This window comes from Desulfofundulus thermocisternus DSM 10259 (assembly GCF_000686645.1).
GTDB lineage: Bacteria > Bacillota > Desulfotomaculia > Desulfotomaculales > Desulfovirgulaceae > Desulfofundulus > Desulfofundulus australicus.
In genome coordinates this window covers 70161-86088 of sequence record NZ_JMLG01000002.1, presented here as the reverse complement: position 1 = coordinate 86088, position 15928 = coordinate 70161, and the positions used below count along the sequence as shown (strand labels likewise).

At 56.5% G+C, this 15928-nt stretch carries 16 protein-coding genes; 11 read left to right on the top strand and 5 right to left on the bottom strand.

Annotated features, from left to right (window positions below; translation table 11 throughout):
• Positions 1-42: 42 nt before the first annotated feature.
• The 3 genes from BR83_RS14840 to BR83_RS0102470 are packed head-to-tail and all read right to left on the bottom strand — an operon-like array spanning position 43 to position 3270.
• The gene (locus BR83_RS14840) at positions 43-594 is read right to left on the bottom strand and encodes a flavodoxin family protein (protein WP_051617761.1); all 552 of its coding nucleotides are present in this window, start codon (positions 592-594) and stop codon (positions 43-45) included.
• The gene (locus BR83_RS0102475; RefSeq protein ID WP_034634332.1) at positions 557-2239 is read right to left on the bottom strand and encodes a phosphatidylglycerol lysyltransferase domain-containing protein; all 1683 of its coding nucleotides are present in this window, start codon (positions 2237-2239) and stop codon (positions 557-559) included. The genes BR83_RS14840 and BR83_RS0102475 overlap by 38 nt, the downstream gene beginning before the upstream one ends.
• Positions 2236-3270 (bottom strand): lysylphosphatidylglycerol synthase transmembrane domain-containing protein, encoded by a 1035-nt coding sequence (locus tag BR83_RS0102470; RefSeq protein WP_027355747.1) that lies wholly within the window; start codon positions 3268-3270, stop codon positions 2236-2238. The genes BR83_RS0102475 and BR83_RS0102470 overlap by 4 nt, the downstream gene beginning before the upstream one ends.
• Positions 3271-3521: 251 nt before the next feature.
• On the opposite strand from BR83_RS0102470, the gene BR83_RS0102465 reads away from it, so the two are divergent.
• From BR83_RS0102465 to BR83_RS14835, 3 genes are all read left to right on the top strand, one after another.
• On the top strand, positions 3522-4253 hold the full coding sequence (locus tag BR83_RS0102465; protein ID WP_051617760.1) for a polysaccharide deacetylase family protein: 732 nt from the start codon (positions 3522-3524) through the stop codon (positions 4251-4253).
• A gap of 334 nt (positions 4254-4587) precedes the next feature.
• Positions 4588-5409 carry a DNA adenine methylase gene (locus BR83_RS0102460; RefSeq protein ID WP_242839609.1) on the top strand — a complete coding sequence of 274 codons (822 nt, stop codon included), beginning with the start codon at positions 4588-4590 and terminating at the stop codon, positions 5407-5409.
• 149 nt (positions 5410-5558) lie between these two features.
• On the top strand, positions 5559-5735 hold the full coding sequence (locus BR83_RS14835; protein WP_242839608.1) for an aspartyl-phosphate phosphatase Spo0E family protein: 177 nt from the start codon (positions 5559-5561) through the stop codon (positions 5733-5735).
• 71 nt (positions 5736-5806) lie between these two features.
• On the opposite strand, the gene BR83_RS0102450 is transcribed toward BR83_RS14835, so the two are convergent.
• Positions 5807-6055 (bottom strand): hypothetical protein, encoded by a 249-nt coding sequence (locus BR83_RS0102450; RefSeq protein WP_027355744.1) that lies wholly within the window; start codon positions 6053-6055, stop codon positions 5807-5809.
• Positions 6056-6453: 398 nt separating this feature from the next.
• Here BR83_RS0102450 and BR83_RS0102440 point away from each other — a divergent pair, with 398 nt between their 5' ends.
• The 6 genes from BR83_RS0102440 (at position 6454) to BR83_RS0102415 (ending at position 12250) form a co-directional block, all read left to right on the top strand.
• Positions 6454-7152 (top strand): zinc dependent phospholipase C family protein, encoded by a 699-nt coding sequence (locus tag BR83_RS0102440; protein WP_034634327.1) that lies wholly within the window; start codon positions 6454-6456, stop codon positions 7150-7152.
• 62 nt (positions 7153-7214) lie between these two features.
• Positions 7215-7616, top strand: coding sequence for a hypothetical protein (locus tag BR83_RS0102435; protein WP_322786300.1), 402 nt, complete (start codon positions 7215-7217; stop codon positions 7614-7616).
• A gap of 200 nt (positions 7617-7816) precedes the next feature.
• Complete coding sequence (ptsP, locus tag BR83_RS0102430) at positions 7817-9544, top strand: phosphoenolpyruvate--protein phosphotransferase (RefSeq protein ID WP_027355740.1); 1728 nt, start codon at positions 7817-7819, stop codon at positions 9542-9544.
• Positions 9545-9605: 61 nt separating this feature from the next.
• Positions 9606-10517, top strand: coding sequence for a hypothetical protein (locus BR83_RS0102425; RefSeq protein WP_027355739.1), 912 nt, complete (start codon positions 9606-9608; stop codon positions 10515-10517).
• Positions 10518-10536: 19 nt separating this feature from the next.
• Positions 10537-10890 (top strand): SCP2 sterol-binding domain-containing protein, encoded by a 354-nt coding sequence (locus tag BR83_RS0102420; protein ID WP_027355738.1) that lies wholly within the window; start codon positions 10537-10539, stop codon positions 10888-10890.
• Position 10891: 1 nt separating this feature from the next.
• Positions 10892-12250, top strand: coding sequence for an APC family permease (locus BR83_RS0102415; RefSeq protein WP_027355737.1), 1359 nt, complete (start codon positions 10892-10894; stop codon positions 12248-12250).
• A 16-nt stretch (positions 12251-12266) separates the two neighbouring features.
• Here the strand turns inward: BR83_RS0102415 and BR83_RS0102410 are convergent, their stop codons facing one another.
• Positions 12267-13199 carry a L,D-transpeptidase family protein gene (locus tag BR83_RS0102410; protein ID WP_027355736.1) on the bottom strand — a complete coding sequence of 311 codons (933 nt, stop codon included), beginning with the start codon at positions 13197-13199 and terminating at the stop codon, positions 12267-12269.
• A gap of 130 nt (positions 13200-13329) precedes the next feature.
• On the opposite strand from BR83_RS0102410, the gene BR83_RS14830 reads away from it, so the two are divergent.
• Positions 13330-13938 carry a GerMN domain-containing protein gene (locus tag BR83_RS14830; RefSeq protein WP_051617758.1) on the top strand — a complete coding sequence of 203 codons (609 nt, stop codon included), beginning with the start codon at positions 13330-13332 and terminating at the stop codon, positions 13936-13938.
• A 130-nt stretch (positions 13939-14068) separates the two neighbouring features.
• A complete protein-coding gene (locus BR83_RS16315; RefSeq protein ID WP_084327040.1) occupies positions 14069-15844 on the top strand; it encodes an N-acetylmuramoyl-L-alanine amidase in 1776 nt (591 codons plus the stop codon).
• The last annotated feature ends 84 nt before the right edge of the window (positions 15845-15928 follow it).

Sequence of the window (15928 nt, the reverse complement as noted above, 5' to 3'; positions counted from 1 at the left end):
TAAAAATCCCGGTATCAAGTCCGGGTGCGCTATACGCGACTTCTACAGCCAGCCTTTTCCCTGCCAGTAACGGTATTCCCGGTCCCACCGGTCCTTGCGCTTAATGATTACATCCCGGAAATATTCGCGAAGCTTTTCCTGCTGCTGGATCTGATCGGGAAATTCTTGCTTTTCTTTAATTGCCCGGACCAGAGTTACCCCCAGGGCGTTTGCCTGCTTCAGCAACTCTGCATCCCCAGGTACAGGCCCGTCGTCCAGGGTACAGGCTATCCGCCCTGCACTCTGAGCCCCTGGACGTCTTAACAGCATTTCCAAATAATCAGCGGTTTCCTCATGGCCGGAACCCCCGGCAGTACTTACCACGGCACCGTATTTGCCCGGCAATCGCTGGCAGTGAATAGCATTACCCGGCCGGTCGGCCCGGGTTTTGAACTGTGCCGTAACATGATATATGTAGACCGGGCTACCCGGTACCAGCCCGTCAGCGGCCAGCAGTTTTTCAAACAGCGGGTTGAAGTCGTCTTTTGGGGCGCATTCTCCCGGGTGGTGACAGCGGTCACGCCAGCCGGCGCTTTTCCCGCCAGGCCTGCACATACTTCCACAGGCTGCCCCCGGCGTTGGCCGTAACCACGGCCATGGCAATTTTGGGCAGGAGCAGGGGATGGGGGTAAATCAGGTAGCGCGGTTCCCAGCGGGGGGCGTATTTTTCTTTAAACTGGCGCAGCCCTTTAAAACCGTAGAGCTGGTTGAAATGCTGGTAAAAGAAGTACACGGCCCTTTCCTGCAGGCTGGCGCCGGGATGGTCGCCCACTCCTGCCAGGGGGCACAGTCCCAGGTTGAAGCTGTCGTACCCCTGTTCCTTAAAATATTCCACCAGGCGTACGAACAGCAGGTCAATCAGGCCACTTTCTCCTTCCCGCCGGCGCATGAGATCTATGGTGCCTTCATTGCGCCTGTATTCCGGAATGATATTGGCGAAGGCCTGCACACGGCCCTGGGAATCCCTGACCACCATCACCGGGCAGGACCTGATATAGGCCGGTTCAAACCAGCCCAGGGAAAACCTTTTTTCACCGCCCTTTTGCAACCTCAACCAGTGATCGGAAACTTCTTTTAATTCCCTCAAGGTTTCTTCCCTTAACGGAGGCAGCAGAAGTTCGGTGGAATAACCCCTGCGCACCATGCGGTTTACCGTCTGCCTCAAATTCTTCCGGCTGCTTCCGGCCAGGGTGAACGTGTGCAGGTCCACCACCGCCTCTTCGCCAATTTTTAAGATTTTATAGCCGCAGGCCTGGTAGACGGGAAGATAGTCGGGCAGAACCTGGTAAAAGGCCGGGTGCCAGTCATTGTTTGCACAAAAAGTGGTAAATTCGTCTATGAGATGGGGAATATCGTCCTCCGGCCCCACCGGATCCCCCAGCACCACGGCCACATTGCCTACCAGCGTATAGGCCACAAAACTCCTCTGCGAGCGGCTGAAATGGTAAATCTTGTCGGGCAGCAGGGTCAGGTGTACCAGGGAAGAGCGGCCGTACCTTTCCACGATGCCGGCCGCCTTTTTTCTCTCCGGTAAAAGCACCGTTCGCCGGTAGACTACCGGGCGCAGTACCATGTACAGCCCGTAAAGAAAACCGCCCACCTGGATGATGGCCAGGGAATCCAGGAACCAGCGGGCCAGGCGGTTGGGGTGTTCCAGCTCCGGTGTGGCCAGCCAGGCCAGGTAGGCAATGGTTTGCCTGGAAGCTTCGGCCAGGTTGAACTGCTGGTGAAAATGTTTGTCCAGAAGGTAAAAACCGGATAACCCGTACAGGTACGTAAACAGGGTGACACCGGCAAAAACAGCCAGGCCGTGGCGCACGGAAGGGGGATCGCTGGCGGCGGTGAAGCGGGGCTTTAAGGCCAGCAGTATCAATAAAAGGCCCAGGTTGAATGCCGCCTGGCCGTAGTGAAGACCCCGCAGCAGGTTGGCGGCGGTGGATATTAAAAACATGGCCACCGCGATGCACCAGGCCTGCCGTTTGCGCCGCCCCAGGCTCCAGGAAAGGAACAATTGTACCGTGCCGGCAAAAACACTGGACAGCCAGCTTCCCCGCAGGACCATCCAGGGCAGGTAGTGCTTCAGCCAGATAAAACGGGCCGGGTGGTGAACGAGCCAGGCGGTTAAAATATTGCCCACGCCCGTCAAACCCACCAGGAAGGCGGCCGGATAGTGCAAGCGCAGGTAATAACGGTTGCTCACCACCGGTTCACCGTCCGTTTAAAAAAGATAAAACCACCAATCGTGGGCAGCCATAAACTCAACACCCGGTAGGTAAATGTGACCAGCACTGCCTGTTCCAGGGGAATCCCTGTCGAGGTGTAGGCGGCGGTCATGGCTCCTTCCATCAGGCCTGCTCCCTGGGGAGTAACGGAGACAATCATGAACAGCACCCCTACGGCGTAGCCGGTGATTAAACGGCCCGCACCGGGACTCCCGCCGAAGGCCAGAAATAGGGCCTGCAATTGCATTAAACCTATCCCTTCCACCAGCAGCGCATGGATTGCGGCCCGGAGAAGGGCCGGGCGGTTTTTAATCATGGCCTGCAGTGCGTCCGAGAGCCGGCCGGTGATTTCCCCTGCTTTTTCCTCCCAGTGCAGGGCATGTTCTTCCACTTTCCGGGACAGCCGGCCGGCAGTTCGGGCCAGGCGGCCGGCCAGATTTGCAAGGAGGACCGGCCTGCAGGTAAGCAGGAGCAGGAGCAAGAGAAGGGTACCTATCCCTCCGGCCAGCACGGCAGCAGCCGCGAGTTCATAGAACTGAAGGTTACCCCGGCTGAAAAGATAAAAAAGGGCCAGCAGCAGTATAACCAGGAAGGCCAGGTAGTCGAAAATATAGAAAATAACACTGGCCAGTACCGCCCGGGCGGCATCTTGCCCCCGTCTAACGGCATCGTAAACCATCAGGCCTGTTCCGGAAATGGTTCCCCCCGGCACGACAGCCGAAACGAAGGCCGCGGATATGACCAGTTCCAGAAGGCGACCAAATCCGGCCGGGAGCCTGGCCATCCGGTATGCGGCATGGTACAGGGCGCTCTGGTTGATCAGGAAGACCATCTGCAAAAGGGTGGCCGCGGCAATCCACCACCACCTGCTCTGCTGCAGTATACGCCGGAATTCTGCCGCCTGCCCCAGGTGCAAGGCTACGGCAGCGGCCGCAAAAAAGAGTATAGCTACAGGAACTACCCTTTGCGGGGAGAATAGTGGTGAAAAGTTCCCTCTCTGTCCGGTCATCTGTTGAACCCCCGCAGATAAGTATTTCAGTCAAGCTGCTTAATGGTACCGGTGTTCCGCACCGGAGCAGTACCGCCGCCGCTTCGGGGCGGCCCCGGCATTTTAAAGGGATTTTGTAATACTATTTGCCGGCGCTTCTCTCTCCCAGATTAAATTTCCAGCCCTTTTTTAGTTTAAGTAAAACACTCCGTATGTACAATAGCATTTATACAATAACATTACCGTGCATTCTTTCAGCGGGTGAAACATTAATGATCAGAAAAAGAGTCGTTCTCCTGATTTTGCCGGCCATCGTTTTCCTGATAATCCTGGTGATAAAAGAGAGGGAAGTTATCGAAAGTTATGAAGGTCAGGCGGTGATCAGGCATGTAACAACCAGCGAAAAGTTGATTGCCCTTACCTTTGATGATGGTCCCGATCCCCTCTATACTGCTAGAATTCTGGCAGTCCTGGATAAGTACAATGCCCGGGCCACCTTTTTTGTGCTGGGACTGAACGTGCGGCAGTACCCCCATCTGGTGCGCCAGGAAATAGCGGCCGGCCATGAAATTGGCCTGCATGGTTACCGGCACATCCTTCTGACCGGTCAACCTCTGTATGCCACCTTGAGAGACCTGAAACGCTCGGAAGAACTGATTGTGAAGGCTACCGGTTACCGCCCGGTTTACTTCCGGCCGCCTTTCGGGTTTTATAATGCAGCGCTGCTGCGGGCGGTGATGGCCAGGGGTTACCGGGTGGTTCTCTGGACGGCGGACATGGATCCCCGGGATTATACTGATCCCGGGGCACGGGAAATTGCCCGGCGTGTGATAAACGGCGCCGGAAATGGAGATATTGTCCTGCTGCATGATCACGGCGGCAATCGCACTCAAACAGTACTGGCCCTGGAAGAAATCCTGCGTATACTTACCGCCAGAGGATATAAATTTGTAACGCTGACGGAACTTCTGGAAAGCAGCCAGGGCGGAAAGATTCCCACATAAATTTTTTAAAGCCACAGTTTCATGATCAGGCGCCCGGGGTGCGGCTCGTTGAGCGGGTTAAACGGACAGGCAGGAGACAGGCGGAAAGATGGCGAATTTTCCCCAGAGCCAGGGTTAATGGACCCCAAAGTTTTGACGGAGCGCCCGGGTTACGCGAATGGGCGGTGAAGGCTGTACAGGGTATCCGTGGGTTAAAGAGCCGGGCGGGCAGCAGAAAGCCTTCCGGAAACGGCATGGCCGGGGGGGCGGAATGGCCCGTAGCCGCAGGGGCCGGGAGCGTGATTTGCACGTGTTGGCGGCACCAGTCGATTGATTTCCTTCAGGGGGAATGGTTGTGCATGCGGGGAAAGAAAAGCCCAGGCCACCCGTCAAGTGGGCGGGTGGAAAATCCCAGCTCATACCCCAGTTCGAGCCTCTGTTTCCCAAAAGGGAGTTCGGCCAGTACGTTGAGCCTTTTGCAGGCGGGGGGGCGGTTTTCTTCCACCTGCTGCCCCCCAGGGCGGTATTGATTGACAGCAATGAGGATTTAATTAATTTCTACCGGGTTGTGCGGGACGAGCTGGATGCTCTCCTGCAGGACTTGAGGAAACATGAAAACACCGCCGAATATTACTACCGCGTCCGCGCCCTTGATCCCCACCGGATGGGCCCTGTGGCCAGGGCCTCGAGATTTCTCTACCTGAACAAGACGGGCTACAACGGACTGTGGCGGATGAACAGCCGGGGGCAGCACAACGTGCCCTTCGGGCGTTACAGGAACCCGAAAATAGTGGATGAGCCGAACCTGCGCCTGGTGAGCGGGGCCCTGAAGAAAGCGGAATTAATCTGCGGCGACTTCAGCCTGGTCCTGAACTGCGCGGAACCCGGAGCTTTCGTCTACCTGGATCCCCCCTATCACCCGCTTTCGGCAACGGCCAGCTTCACCAGCTATACCCCCGCCGCATTTGGGGAAGATGACCAGCGGCGCCTGGCGGAGGTATTCCGGGAGCTGGATGAGAGGGGCTGCCTGGTCATGTTGAGCAACTCGGATACGCCTTTCATCCGCGAGCTTTACAAGGACTATAACATACAGGTGGTTTACGCCAGGAGGGCCATCAACTGCCGGGCCGATAAGCGTGGGCCGGTGCCGGAACTGGTAATCCGCAACTTCAATTGACGGCGGTTTGACCTGCCGGGCGGGTCGATGGCAGGTATAAAAAGAACACGCTGCCGGTTCATCACCATTCGACATGATTTCTTCTTGACGAAATTTCCTGTAAGTGGTTCAATTGAGTAGTGTGAAATGATGATGGGGGGAGATTTTTGTTGGATCTCGGCAGGGTGATTCTACAACTGGAGAAAGCCAGGAGAAGAATGCTGGCCACGAACCCCGGCGACAGGGAAAAGCTCCTGGCAGCCAGCCGGAAGGTGGACGAGCTGGTAGTGGAGTATTACCGGCTGAAACTTGGCACCAAAACACCTGTGCCGGCCGCGGGAAGATAATACCTCGCATCCGGGCCGGGACTTTCACATCCCCGGGGCGGGCTCGAAGCAAATAAAAGCCCGGCGCCCTTTCAGCGCCGGGTTGCCCGGAGGATGTTCTGATAGCGTTCCGGGTAGTTCGGGGGGTGGGTTTGCTCCCGCAGGATCCTGATGACGTTCTCCGTATTTTCTTCGGAATTCAGGAGGCGGAAAAAAACCCGTTCATTTACATAAACGCTGCTGCCGTCCTGAAATTGAATATGGTACTTGTTTGTGCCCGGCACCGGGGTGGCCTTAATACCAGCTCCGGTAAAATAATGCAGATGTTGCATAAGTGCCATGGGGTGCCACCTCCAACGGGGTCCTCTGCTTTGATCATACGCCTTCCTGCCAAAAAAGGAATTCTCCTGTCCTTAATGGCCTTAATTGGCTGTTTTGCGGTAATTGTGAAATGTTGGCCTTATTACAATGCATCCGGCGGTGTTCCCCGTGTTAACTTTCCCTGTTCCGTGAACGGGAACATACTGGGCGGGGGAATTATCTTAATATAATTTTAACATATAAGTGTGAAAAGGCAAGCTTATTTGTGAAAAATATCTCAAAGTTTACGGTATTGACATAAAAATTGTAATTGACCATAATACCTAATTATAAAGTTAAAAGGTGTTTTACCTGTTTATGGAGAATATCAACAGGGTTATCCGGTTATTTCCTTCAAGAAATTAAACGGGGTGTGGAAATGAAAGTTCATGTTGCCAGGTGGGCCCATCCGGTGGCTGCTGCCTCCCGTTACCTGTCTTCCCTGCACCTTCCGCTGCAGGTGCTGGGGGCCAGCGATACCCATGTTTTTTGTAATGAGCAGGGGCGGATTATCCTCTACCATGACGGATACCGGGATTGTGCCCGGTTGATTGGCCGGTTTGCTACCCAGCTGGATGCGGGAGTTACCTGGGCTGACCGGGGGCTGCGCAGCACCACCCACCATTTTGATCCCCGACGGGGGGTTGGGGTATGGGCGTGGGGAAATGCCGCCCAGAAATGCAGGCAGTATTTTGACCGGGCCTTATTTTTCTGGCACAGGGGTAAATACCGCAAGGCGTTGTTCATGCTTGGTGCGGCCGTGCACCTGGTGCAGGATGCCTGTGTACCCCATCACGCTTGCTGTCAGCTCTTTGACGGCCACCTGGACTATGAGAAGTGGGTCAAGGGGCGAAAACACTATTACCGGGTTAACTCCGGGGGTCTTTATCACCTGGGCCATACACCCGAGGAATGGGTGGCTGCCAATGCCTGGGTGGCCAGGGAATACTACCCCCTGGTCAGGGCCAGCTCCGGTGAAGAAAGTTACCACCAGGCTACAGGTGTCCTGCTTCCCCGGGCCCAGCGTTCCACAGCCGGGTTTTTGCTATTTTTTTACCGGCATATCCAGAAGGGCTAACTGCCGGGACCGCATTTTCCCCTGCCCGGAAGGTTATAATAAGGGGAAAGAAGGCAGGGGTGATGATGGTAATGCAGCTTTCCCCCGGGGAACGTTCCATCCTGGCCTACTTTCCCTCCAGCACCAGCGCACGGCGGGCTATGGAGGAGTTAAAGTCCGCCGGTTATGATACCCTCACCCTGGACCGCGTATCCCGTTTCGGGGTGGAGGATAATGCCGAAATTAATTATCCCCTGGCCGGCCGGGCGGATTCCATTACCGGGCTGACCCTTTTTTCCACCGGCACCGGGTTAACTGAAAGTGATTCCCGGGTCCTCAGGGCGGCCGACCCCTCGGTAAGCGGTATGGCTGCCTACGATTACGGACTGGCCGGGGGGAGCGCTTTTCTGCTGACGGTTGTTACCGGGGAGGACAGGGTGCAGGAGGCCGTGGAAATACTTAAAAAACACGGAGCCCGGGTTTGAGCGACGGGTAAAACCTGTGGCGGGAGGAACAGGCCTCCCGCCATTTTATTGTTTTCCGGCTGTTCAAAAAGCAGGAAAGAAATGAGTCACGTCGAAGTTAAAAATAAATATACTAGAAGTAGCAGCTGTCGTCATATTAAGGTACCAGCAAGAGCTGGTCATTTTTGTTCTCAGGAAATTTTTCAGGGGGGGTAATGCGCATGTTAAAAGGAATTGCCGGGGCGCCGGGGATTGCTATTGGCAGGGCCTTCATCTTTCGCCCGGAGCAGCTGGAATTTGAGCGAAAAACCATTTCACCGGAAGAGGTCAGCCGGGAACTGGTGCGGCTGCAGCACGCCCTCCAGCAGGCCCACCAGGAGCTGGCCGGGATATATGCCCGGGCCATGTCGGACCTGGGCCGGGACCGGGCGGGTACCTTTCACGCCCAGCTGATGATTCTGGAAGACGCCACCTTTGAATCGGAACTGATCAGCATCGTTCGTTCGGGTGTCAACGTGGAAGGTGCCGTGGGCGAAGTGGTGACCAACTATGTCCGGATGTTTGAGGATTCAGGAGACGAATACCTGCGTGAGCGGGCGGCCGACTACAGGGATGTAGGGTGCCGCCTGCTGCGTATTTTGCTCGGACAGTCCTGGACACCGGTGCCGCGCCTGAAAGAGGAATCCATAGTAGTGGCCCGGGACTTGAGCGCTCCGGACAGTATGCAGCTTGACCGTTCCCGCATCCTGGGCCTGGCCATTGAAAGGGGCGGGCGAACCTGTACGGCCTGCATTCTGGCCCGGTCCCTGGAAATACCTGCGGTGGTGGGCCTGGGGCGTTTTGTGCACCGGGTCCAGAATGGTGATCTGCTCATAGTTGACGGCAGCAAAGGTACGGTCATTCTCAACCCGGACCCGGCCACGCTGGCCGAGTACCAGCACCGGCGGGAGACTTACCTGGCCTGCAAAAAGGAAATGCAGATGCTTTCCGATCTGCCGGCAGAAACCAGGGATGGTTACCGGGTTCAACTCCTGGCCAATATCGATCATCCCGGGGAGGTGGCCAGCGCCCTGGCCCAGGGGGCGGAAGGAATCGGGTTGTTTCGTACCGAACATCTTTTCCTGGGGCGGGATACCATGCCCGGGGAGGATGAGCAGTTTGAATTCTACGTCCAGGTGGTACAGAGAATGCGGGGCAGGCCGGTGGTCATCCGCACCCTCGATTATGCCGGCCCTTCCAGTCCCTTTTTCCAGCCCATGCACTATGAACCCAATCCCTTTTTGGGCTGCCGGGGTATCCGGTTGAATTTAAACTTCGAGGAAATTTTCAATACCCAGATCAAGGCAATCCTGCGGGCCAGCGCCTTCGGCCGGGTAAAAGTGATGTTTCCCCTGATTTCCCGGGTTGAGGATCTGCGCCGGGTCAAGTCCATGATGCGCCAGGCCCAGGAAGAACTGCAGAGGGCCGGGAAAAAATTCGACCCCGATATTGAAGTGGGCCTGCTGGTGGAAGTGCCCTCGGCAGCCCTGACGGCCGAGCTGTTTGCTCCCGAAGTTGACTTTTACAGCATAGGCACCAATGATCTGGTTCAATACACCCTGGCGGTGGACCGGGCCAGCGCCGGCATTAATCCCTTAAACCAGGTCCTGCACCCCGCCATCCTCCGGCTGGTGAAAAATGTTATTGACGTAGCCCGCAATGCCCGTAAGAAAGTGGCCATGTGCGGCGAAATGGCCGGAGAACCGCTGGCTACCCTGCTCCTTTTGGGCCTGGGGCTGAACCAGTTCAGCGCTGCCGCAGGGGCTCTGCCGGAAATTAAAAAGGTTATCCGAGCAGTTACCTTAAAGGAAGCCCGGGAAGTGGCCCTGCGGACCCTGCAGTTATCCGGACCGGAAGAGGTTCGTCGATATTTGGAGCAGGAGATGAAAAGCCGCCGCTTGTATTTTTAGCTTTATTTGGTTACAATGGATAAGGGTCAGGTATTTGTTATCTGGAAATGGAGGTCTTTTTTTGAAACGGGTAGTCAGCGTCAGCCTGGGTTCATCGCGGCGGGATCACCGGGTGGAAGTGGAGCTAATGGGGGAGCGCTTTGAAATCAGCCGCCGGGGTACCGACGGTGATTTCGAGCGGGCCGTCCAGCTGTTAAAGGAACTGGATGGAAAGGTGGATGCCATCGGGCTGGGCGGGATTGACGTCTATTTATATGCCGGTAAGACGCGCTATGTTATTCAGGATGGGAAAAAACTTATGGATGCCGTCCGGAAAACCCCGGTGGTGGACGGCAGCGGTTTGAAAAATACCCTGGAAAGGGAGACGGTTTATTACCTGCGGGAGCATACCGACCTGCTTTCACCCGGCACCAGGGTTTTGATGGTCAGTGCGGTGGATCGTTTCGGGATGGCCGAGGCCTTTGCCGAGGTGGGTTGTGAGGTAACCTTTGGAGATCTTATTTTTGCCGCGGGCATCCCCTACCCTATCCATACGGTCAGCGAGCTGGAAGAGCTGGCAGCCAAACTGTTGCCGGAAATGACCAGGTTGCCCTTCCACATGCTTTACCCCACCGGGAAGAAGCAGGAAACCCAGGACGAAGAGAAGATCAAAAAATTTGGTCATTATTACCAGGAAGCTCAGGTCATCGCGGGGGATTATCACCTTGTCCGCCGATATATGCCCCGGCTTAACGGGCAGACTATTATTACCAATACCACCACTGCTGATGATGTGACCTTCTTAAGGGAAAAGGGAGCGGGGTGCCTGGTGACCACCACCCCTGAATTTGAGGGGCGCTCCTTTGGTACCAATGTCATGGAGGCGGTGCTGGTGGCCCTGTTGCAAAAGCCCGTGGAAGAAATCACCCCCCGGGATTACCTGGATCTCCTGCGGCGCCTGGATTTCAAGCCCCGGGTGCTGCCATTACGTTGATTTCTGGAGGTAAGCATCTTTGGCCACTCACGAGGAAATCACTGCCAGCCTCCTGGCTTTTCAGGAGGGGTACAACAAGAACGAGCGTTTAAAAATTATGAACCGGGATTGGGATCGGGTGGTCCTGGTGCAGGCCAGCGACATTCCCTCCCAGCATACCCTGGAACTGCGCAACGGAGAGCTGTCGGTGCGGGAAGGGGCGCCCCCCCGGGCCGATCTTACGGTAATTTCTGACAGCGAAACCCTGGCGGATCTTTTTTACGGTGATATTACCCCCACCGAACCTTATATGAACGGTACGCTGAAAATTATCGGATCGGAAGATGATATTGTGCGCCTTGATTTCATCTCCCTGATGATCTGGGGTGAGTAAAATGGCTTTAAAACGGGTGCTCACCCTGCGTACCGTGATTGCGACCAGCGCTGGCCTCACCCTGGCCAGTTCCTCTTTTGTTGCTGCCGTACAGGTGGCCAGTTTCCTGGCCGGCGATGCCGCCTGGCTGGCCATCCTTACGGCCGGTTTTTTATGCCTGGGGGCTGCCTGCTGCTTTTCGGAGCTGAACGCACGCCTTCCCTCCGCCGCCGGTATCCGCCTGTACTTCTCCCGGGCATTTAACGACCGCCTGGCCCTGACCATTTCCCTGCTCTACATGACCGTGGTAATGGGCGTGGTGGGGGCCGAGAGTTATGTGCTGGCGTTTGTCCTTAACGCGGCCTTCCCTGCCGTGCCCCCGCTGGCCTGGATCCTGGTCATGTTTATGGTGGTCACGGCCATGAATATCCGGGGGGTTAAGATTGCGGGCACGTTTCAGGAACTGATTACCTGCGGGCTTATGGGTTCCCTGCTGGTGCTGGGTTTTATAGCCCTGTCCAAAGTCGACTTCCACCTCACCGGACCTTTTGCTACGGGCGGCCTTCCGGCCTTCATCAGTGCCGTAGCGGTGGGGGTTTTTCTCTTTGCGGGTTTTGAGTGGGTAACGCCGCTGGCCGAAGAGGTTACCCACAGCCGCCAGGTTTCCCGGGGTATGCTGCTGGCCGTAGGGCTGTTGAGCGTGGTCTATGCCCTCTTTACCGTGGCCATGACCGCCACCACCCCCAGGCAAGCGCTGGTTGCTTCACCCGCCCCGCAGGTGGTTTTTGCCCGTAACGTTCTGGGCCCTGCGGGAGTGATCTGGATGGTGATCTTGAGCCTTGCCGCCTCTATTACCACTTTCAACGCCGGTCTGATCAGCGTTTCCCGCTTTGTATACGCTTCTGCCCGGGAGTATGTGCTGCCGCCCGTTTTTTCCCGCCTGAGCATGCGCTTTTTCACTCCCTGGGTGGCCATCCTCACTGTTTTTGCCACCGGGGTGATCATTTCCCTGGTGGTTCTGGTTACCCACCGCTATCTGGTGCTGGTAAATCTGGCGGCAGCCATAGAATCAATAGTATACGCCCTGGCAGGCCTGGCGGTGATCCGGTTAAGGCAGAAGGACCTGGAAGCTGGTGGTTCCTGCCGGGCCGGGGGAATGTTTGTCCCCGTAATTACCACTCTGGTGTTTGCCGGACTGGCCGTAGCGGTGATGCTCACGGACCTTTATGTGCTCCCGTGCCTGGTGGCTGGCTTTGCCATCATGTGGTGGTATGTTTACCGGGTGGTACCGGTTTTAAAAAGCAAGTATCAGCCCCGCCGGCCATCCCGCCGCCGCCGGCCGGTAGCGGGGACCGCTGAGGCCGGGTGCGAGAAATCATAGCTTTATGTAAAGATAGTTAAAATCCCAGCGCCCGGTAAGCCGGTTTATCGATCACGTTATCCCGGGAAAGATTATGCAGAGCCCGGAAGCGGTAAACGCTTTCTTCCATGTCCCAGCGCCAGGTACCGTCGATTTTGCCTTTAAACAGCCCCAGCCGGGCCAGCGTTCGCTGGACCTCCATCACATCCGAGCCGCAAAAATCACGGCGCAGATCCCGGAAGGGCGGTTCCCGGTAAGTAAAAGGGTTGCCGGTGATGGTTACCTGTGCCCCCACGGGAATCCAGGGGTATATTTCCTCCACGTCCCGGTTGTGCATGCGGATGCACCCGTGGCTGGCGTAACTGCCGATGGACCACGGCTTGTTGGTCCCGTGGATCCCGTACAGCCCCCAGGGAACGTTCAAGCCCAGCCAGCGGGAGCCAAAGCCGGTCCCCCAGTGCATAGCTTTACGTACAACCCGGAAATTGCCCAGGGGGGTGGGAGTTTCGAATTTGCCCACAGCTACGGGATACTGGCGGTAGGGCTGGCCGTCAAAGAATACCGTCAGGGTGCGCCGGGTGGTATCGATGAGAATGCGGACGTCTTTTGCCGGGGGTGGGGCCTGCTGGCTGGCGGCCGGCCTGGTGGCGGTTTGACCGATGGCGTTCCAGGTAGCCGGTCCCACCACCCCGTCGGGGAGCAGGTGGCGGTCTATCTGGAATAGTTTAACAGCCCCGGCCGTGGCCGGACCGTAGATGCCGTCGACCGGCCCGTGATAGTATCCCAGCCGGTTCAACAATTGTTGCAGGTGATATACATCTTCCGATGCCCTTGAGGGAGCTCCTATCCTGAGAACCTGTTCCGTATCCTGGCAGCACTGCCCGGAACTTCCGGTGTAGCCGCTGGCAGGTGTTGTCCCACAGAAGAATAAGACCAGTAAGGTCAGGAGGAAATATATTTTTTTCCCCATGCTCTGTTCACTCCTGTGCAAAAGGCTTAACCTTAATTATTTACCCCCGTATTTTTTTTATGCGCACCATATATCATATAATGGTAAATATGGTGTATAATGGTATATAAGACGGGGGTGAACAGGGTTTATGAAAGGAAAGCCGGTCTGGCGGTTTCGTTATCTGATAATTGTGATCGCGGGATTGATTTTACTGGGCTTTGCGGTGCAGGGGGATGGGCAGGGTTCCGGCCGGCAGGAAAGTTCCCGGGAGCAGGATGCCGGGCAGGTTTCAGAAGCCGGTAACGGGGCCGGAACGGAGGAAGCGGTGAGGACGGTTCCGGTGGTCCTTTATTTTGGCGATAACCAGGGTTACCTGGTGGCCGAGAGGAGGGAAATCCCCGTAACGAAGGCTATTGCCCGGGCAACATTGCAGGAACTCTGCCGGGGTCCTGCTTCCGGTAGCGGACTCAATCCCACCATTCCCCCGGGAACAAGGGTAAAGGATATTAATATCAGGGACGGCCTGGCTATTGTGGACTTCAGCCGGGAGTTAAAAGAGAAGCACCGGGGCGGTTCTTCGGCGGAATTGCTTACCGTTTACTCCATTGTCAATACCCTGACCCAGTTTCCCAGCGTCCAGCAGGTGCAGATCCTGGTGGAGGGAAGGCCCCTGGAGACACTGGCCGGGCACCTGGATATTAGCGGGCCCCTGAAAAGGGATGCCAGCCTGATACGGGCTCACAATGAAACGAACTAATAACAAAAAAGAACCAGTGCAGGAAGCTGGTTCTTTTTTTGATTTTTCTCTGGCAGGATTTCCAGCTTTAATGTAGAATCCTTCTAACCGGTATGTCTAATCATGTTGAATAATTGCTGGAGCTGGGAGGATGAAGAAGGGGAAATTCTGTCGCTTGTTAACCACCGGTGCGGCTGCCTGCCTGGCGGCGGGGTTATTATTCTTTTCCGGGCCGGGTAGCTCCCAGGCCGCCGGGGTGCAGAAAATAGTTTTTAAAGTGGGAGAAAAAAGCTATTTCGTAGATGAAAACGCTTTTAGCATGGATGCTTCGCCTTTTATCAGCCAGGGGCGTACTTATGTACCCCTGCGTTACCTGGCCCTGGCTCTGGGCGTGGATAATAAGGATATCCAGTGGAACAACGGCACAAAGAGCGTTCTGCTGACCAGAAAAGGTGTACAGTTGGGCCTTACGGTGGGCAGCAGGATCATGCTGGTGAACGGCCAGGCAAGGGATATGGACGTGCCGCCGGTGATTGAGGATGGGCGCAGTTATCTGCCCGCCCGCCATGTTGCCGAGGCCCTGGGCTACAGGGTGGAATGGAATGCGCCTGCGCGCACCGTGCTGGTCCAGCCCGCTGTACCTGCTGAAAGCGGTTCCGGTGACACCGGTGCCCTGGGCCAGGTGGTTGTCCAGGGCAACCTGGTTAACGTCCGCAGCGGTCCCGGATTGCAGTATGAAGTGCTGGCCCAGGTTAACAGCGGGGACCGCCTGACGGTGCTGGGGAAAGTCTCCGACTGGTACAAGGTACAATTGCCCGGAGGTGTGACAGGCTGGATTGTGGCCTGGTATGTGCGGGAGGAAGGCCCCCCTGCCGGTTCGGGGGATAGCCCTGTTCCCGGTGCGCCTGGAGATGACACTTCCCGGGGCATGCCGGAAGGGAGGCCCCAGCCGGATGATGACGGCGGTGCAGGCCAGGAAGATGGCAGCCAGCAGCCGCAGGAGCAGGAACAGGAACAGGGTCCTGCTGTGAGCAGCATTGATGTTGATCCGGCCGGCGATGTCACCAGGGTTAAAATTACAGCTGAAGGGGCGATGACCTGCAATATTTTCAGGTTGTCCGCCCCGGAACGCCTGGTGGTGGATCTAACAGGTGTGCGGCCGGGTAATATACCGCTGGAGACCGCAGTGGGCACAGAAGCGGTAAATAAATTGCGCGTGGGCTGGTTCAGCAAGTCTCCCGATGTCACCCGGCTGGTCTTTGACCTGAACGGGCCCGTGCGCTACCGGGCCAGCCTGTCGGCAGATGGGAAAACGCTGGTCATGGAAATTTACATCCCCTCTCCAGAAGATATTCTGCAGGATGTGGTCATCGCCATTGACCCCGGCCACGGTGGGCCGGACCCCGGTGCTCTGGGTAACGGCCTGCGGGAAAAGGATATAACCCTGCGCATAGCCCGGAGGGTGGCCAGCTTGCTCTCGGAGCAGGGAGCCCGCCCCCTGCTGACCCGCGATGCCGATTATGAAGTGGGCCTGTATGAGCGCGCGGACATGGCCAACCGGGCAGGGGCTGAAATATTTGTCAGCATCCACATCAATGCCAACGTCAATCCTTCTGTCCAGGGTACGGCTACCTACATTCTCAGCCCGGCCGGGGGAGGGGATCCCGGCCGCCGGGAGGAAAGCCGCAAGCTGGCCGGGTATATCCAGGCCCAGCTGGTTAAGAGGCTCGGGCTGGAAAATGATGGTGTTCTGGAGGCCAATTTTGCCATCCTGCGTACTTCAACCATGCCCGCAGTGCTGGTAGAAGTGGCTTACATAAGCAACCCCGGTGAAGCTGCTTTACTAACCCAGGACTGGTTCATAGAAGAGGCAGCTCAGGGTATAGTTCAGGGTATTGCCGATTATCTTCACCAGCGCTGGGGGTAGGATGCGGTAATAAGTTACTTTCCAGAAGAAAAAATCTGTGTTATGATGATACAGGTCCTTCGCGGGCCTGTCTTTTTTAGCAGA

Bases quoted from the DNA above. Each gene is read 5' to 3' on its own strand.
- BR83_RS0102410 (WP_027355736.1), bottom strand. From the start codon at position 13,199: ATGGGGAAAAAAATATATTTCCTCCTGACCTTACTGGTCTTATTCTTC.
- BR83_RS14840 (WP_051617761.1), bottom strand. From the start codon at position 594: ATGTGCAGGCCTGGCGGGAAAAGCGCCGGCTGGCGTGACCGCTGTCAC.
- BR83_RS0102470 (WP_027355747.1), bottom strand. From the start codon at position 3,270: ATGACCGGACAGAGAGGGAACTTTTCACCACTATTCTCCCCGCAAAGG.
- BR83_RS0102450 (WP_027355744.1), bottom strand. From the start codon at position 6,055: ATGGCACTTATGCAACATCTGCATTATTTTACCGGAGCTGGTATTAAG.
- BR83_RS16315 (WP_084327040.1), top strand. From the start codon at position 14,069: ATGAAGAAGGGGAAATTCTGTCGCTTGTTAACCACCGGTGCGGCTGCC.
- ptsP (WP_027355740.1), top strand. From the start codon at position 7,817: ATGTTAAAAGGAATTGCCGGGGCGCCGGGGATTGCTATTGGCAGGGCC.
- BR83_RS0102440 (WP_034634327.1), top strand. From the start codon at position 6,454: ATGAAAGTTCATGTTGCCAGGTGGGCCCATCCGGTGGCTGCTGCCTCC.
- BR83_RS0102435 (WP_322786300.1), top strand. From the start codon at position 7,215: ATGATGGTAATGCAGCTTTCCCCCGGGGAACGTTCCATCCTGGCCTAC.
- BR83_RS0102465 (WP_051617760.1), top strand. From the start codon at position 3,522: ATGATCAGAAAAAGAGTCGTTCTCCTGATTTTGCCGGCCATCGTTTTC.
- BR83_RS14830 (WP_051617758.1), top strand. From the start codon at position 13,330: ATGAAAGGAAAGCCGGTCTGGCGGTTTCGTTATCTGATAATTGTGATC.
- BR83_RS0102415 (WP_027355737.1), top strand. From the start codon at position 10,892: ATGGCTTTAAAACGGGTGCTCACCCTGCGTACCGTGATTGCGACCAGC.